The sequence below is a fragment of the Klebsiella sp. BIGb0138 genome, from assembly GCF_004342285.1.
In the GTDB taxonomy this organism is placed as follows: domain Bacteria; phylum Pseudomonadota; class Gammaproteobacteria; order Enterobacterales; family Enterobacteriaceae; genus Klebsiella.
Genome location: NZ_SMCV01000025.1, coordinates 1 through 2,666 on the forward strand (window position 1 = coordinate 1; position 2,666 = coordinate 2,666).

Below are 2,666 nucleotides of genomic sequence, written 5' to 3' on the forward strand. Positions count from 1 at the left end.
GTCTCTCAGACCAAAGGCCTCGTAGAGCGTACGGATCGCATGGTGCTTGGCATGTCGCCGGAAATGGAAGTCAACCTGACCAAGACGAACATGTATAACGTGAACGTCACCGATCAGCTGAAGAAAAACTTCCCGAACCTGCGTATCGAAACCGCTGTTGAATACAGCACCGACGCTGGTGAGATTGTGCAACTGATTGTTGAACGTCTGGGTGAGCAGGACACCGCTTACGCAGCATTCACCGAGAAGATGCGAGCCCACGCTGTCGTGGTGGAAGAGTCCTCCTGGCGACAGAAAAAATCTGGTGGCACCTGGGGTGCAATCATTCGTCAACCGCTGGGCATTGCCAGCATGATCGGGGTGTAACATGGCCGAAACAGTAACTGTAGGATGCAAACTGCCGAACGGCCTGATCCTGGAGCAGGGCGAGTACAAAGTGGAGCTTAACGGCTCCAACTCCTCTCTCGTTTTTGGCGGCTACGGCCTGACCGAAAACGTGGACAAGGAAGCGTTTGAGGCGTGGAAGGCAGCACATGCTGATCAGCCCTACGTTCGCAAAGAGCTGGTGTTTGCCCAGGCGAAAACCAGCAGCGCCCAGGCTAAAGCGAATGAAAACGCTTCGGAGAAAACCGGCCTTGAAGGTCTGGATCAGAATAATCCGGCCCCGGGCGTTGAGAAGGCGGACAAAAAATAATGGCGATCGTTGTCTTTGATGTTGCCGCATTTCGTGAGCGTTACCCGGAGTTCGCTACCGTAAGTGATACGCTACTTAATGCGTACTTCACAGAGGCAACGATTTACCTGGATAACACGGACCGCAGCCTGGTTCAGGATGTTGCAGTCCGTGCCGTCTTCTTGAATATGCTGGTTGCTCACATCGCGGCGTTGAATTCAGGCGTAAACGGCGTAAAGGCATCTGGTCTTGTTGGCAGAGTGGCGAGCGCATCAGAGGGATCGGTATCGGTTTCGACTGATGCGGGGCCTTCCAGTGCGTCATCCTGGTGGTATCTCCAGACACCTTACGGTGCTGCTTACTGGCAGGCTACGGCGTCTTATCGCACTGTGCGATATGTTCCTGGCTCATCCCCTTCAATGTACCCGGGGCATTATAACCGCCGTTCATTCATCCGGAGGTAGCTATGGATGGAATGTCAGGTGGCGATAAGCTGATGGAGCACTTGCAGTCGATCGCAAACGGTCTGGCCTCTGGCGATGATTTAAAGGTGGGGTTCCTTGAGGGGGCTAAGTACCCCGACGGGACGCCGGTAGCGCTTGTGGCGGCCACCAATGAATTCGGCGGCACTGTAAAAATCCCGGCGCATACCCGGGATTTGAACTTTTACGTTCGTCGTGACGGCGTGTCCAGATTCGCAAAACCCTCAAAGGCCAATTTCGCGCAGTCAGTAATGATACCCGAGCATACTGTTACGATCCCCTCACGGCCGTTCTTCAGGAAGACCATTTCTGAACATGCGCCGGAGTGGGGTGGTGAGCTTGGTAAGATCATGCAGGCAAACGATTTTGACGCCGGGAAAAGCCTGGCGCTGATGGGGGAGCGGATCAAGGGGCAGATTCAGTCGTCAATCATCGCCTTTTCTGAGCCTCCGAACGCAAAAAGCACGGTCGACAAAAAAGGGTTTAATGACCCGTTAATCGACTCGGCCCATATGCTGAACTCGGTCGACTACGAGGTGAAAGAGTGAATCTTCATTCCATAGTGCGAAGCGCCATTAGCGCGGTTAATCCTCGCGTCGAGGCGCAGATTTACCGCTCGATCGGCCCAACCAAAAACCCGGATTACTCGACTTCTCCGGGCTTCGCGCCGCCGGTAACGATGATGGTGCAAAAGCAGGCGCTGAGTCAGGCTGATATCAGGCACATGGATAACATGAATATCCAGGGTGTGATGGTCAGTATCTGGACGGATGGCAACTGGTGCGGGATTAACAGGGATCGGCAGCAGGGCGGCGATAAGTTCGTTATCGGCAATGAAACATGGCTGGTTGTGGATGTGCCTGAAATCTGGCCGGACTGGACGAGGGTTATCGCATGTCAACAATTGACGTAGGCCTGCAGGTCACTGAAAGCGATCTGTTTAAGGCGACTGGCGATTTCCTTTCTGTCCTCTTTCCGGACGCAGAGATCACGCAGACTCAGCAAAATCAGACCCCCATGCCAAAAGGCGGTTTCATTACCATGACTCCGCTTTTTCTGACTGACCTCTCAACCAGTGCTGTCAATTACGAGTATGACGGTGTTAGTGATTACGGGCGCGCAGAACTTCGCCGCGTTGATGAATGGCAATGTCAGCTCGATTTCTACGGAGATCAGGCGCAAAACAATGCCACCATCTTTTCGCGCATTGCCCGCTCCGAATTCGCATGCACCTGGTTCAGGGAAAACGCAAATGTCCTGGTGCCGCTTTATTCCGGCCCCCCGCGGCAAACCTCGATGATCAACGGCGAAAATCAGTGGGAATCCCGCTGGACGCTTGAATTCCACGCAAACCCGCTGATTGTCGTCAGCGTTCCTCAGCAGTTTATGACAGGCGCAGATGTGATATCGCAGCCGGTCGACGTGAGATTTCCTCCGGAGAAATAATAAATGGCAATTTCGCTATCAAAAATCGCCCAGATGCTCCCAGGAGTGTTGAAGGCGACAGGGAC

5 protein-coding genes and 1 pseudogene are annotated in these 2,666 nt (G+C 53.8%); all 6 read left to right on the forward strand.

The window, feature by feature from the left end; translation table 11 throughout:
* Positions 1 to 366: pseudogene (locus EDF73_RS27265) on the forward strand (DUF2184 domain-containing protein); the annotation flags it as partial.
* 1 nt (position 367) lies between these two features.
* Entirely contained in the window at positions 368 to 694 is a 327-nt protein-coding gene (locus EDF73_RS27270; protein WP_132732047.1) for a hypothetical protein, read from the forward strand.
* Entirely contained in the window at positions 694 to 1,137 is a 444-nt protein-coding gene (locus tag EDF73_RS27275; RefSeq protein WP_132732048.1) for a DUF4054 domain-containing protein, read from the forward strand. Before EDF73_RS27270 ends, EDF73_RS27275 begins: the two co-directional genes overlap by 1 nt.
* A gap of 2 nt (positions 1,138 to 1,139) precedes the next feature.
* Positions 1,140 to 1,703: a hypothetical protein gene (locus EDF73_RS27280; RefSeq protein WP_132732049.1), complete on the forward strand. Its 564-nt coding sequence runs from the start codon at positions 1,140 to 1,142 to the stop codon at positions 1,701 to 1,703.
* Positions 1,700 to 2,068, forward strand: coding sequence for a hypothetical protein (locus EDF73_RS27285; protein WP_132732050.1), 369 nt, complete (start codon positions 1,700 to 1,702; stop codon positions 2,066 to 2,068). Before EDF73_RS27280 ends, EDF73_RS27285 begins: the two co-directional genes overlap by 4 nt.
* Positions 2,050 to 2,601: a hypothetical protein gene (locus EDF73_RS27290; protein ID WP_132732051.1), complete on the forward strand. Its 552-nt coding sequence runs from the start codon at positions 2,050 to 2,052 to the stop codon at positions 2,599 to 2,601. Before EDF73_RS27285 ends, EDF73_RS27290 begins: the two co-directional genes overlap by 19 nt.
* Positions 2,602 to 2,666 lie beyond the last annotated feature (65 nt).

Excerpts from the sequence above, each read along its gene's own strand:
- EDF73_RS27280 (WP_132732049.1), top strand. The coding sequence starts at position 1,140 with ATGGATGGAATGTCAGGTGGCGATAAGCTGATGGAGCACTTGCAGTCG.
- EDF73_RS27290 (WP_132732051.1), top strand. The coding sequence starts at position 2,050 with ATGTCAACAATTGACGTAGGCCTGCAGGTCACTGAAAGCGATCTGTTT.
- EDF73_RS27275 (WP_132732048.1), top strand. The coding sequence starts at position 694 with ATGGCGATCGTTGTCTTTGATGTTGCCGCATTTCGTGAGCGTTACCCG.
- EDF73_RS27270 (WP_132732047.1), top strand. The coding sequence starts at position 368 with ATGGCCGAAACAGTAACTGTAGGATGCAAACTGCCGAACGGCCTGATC.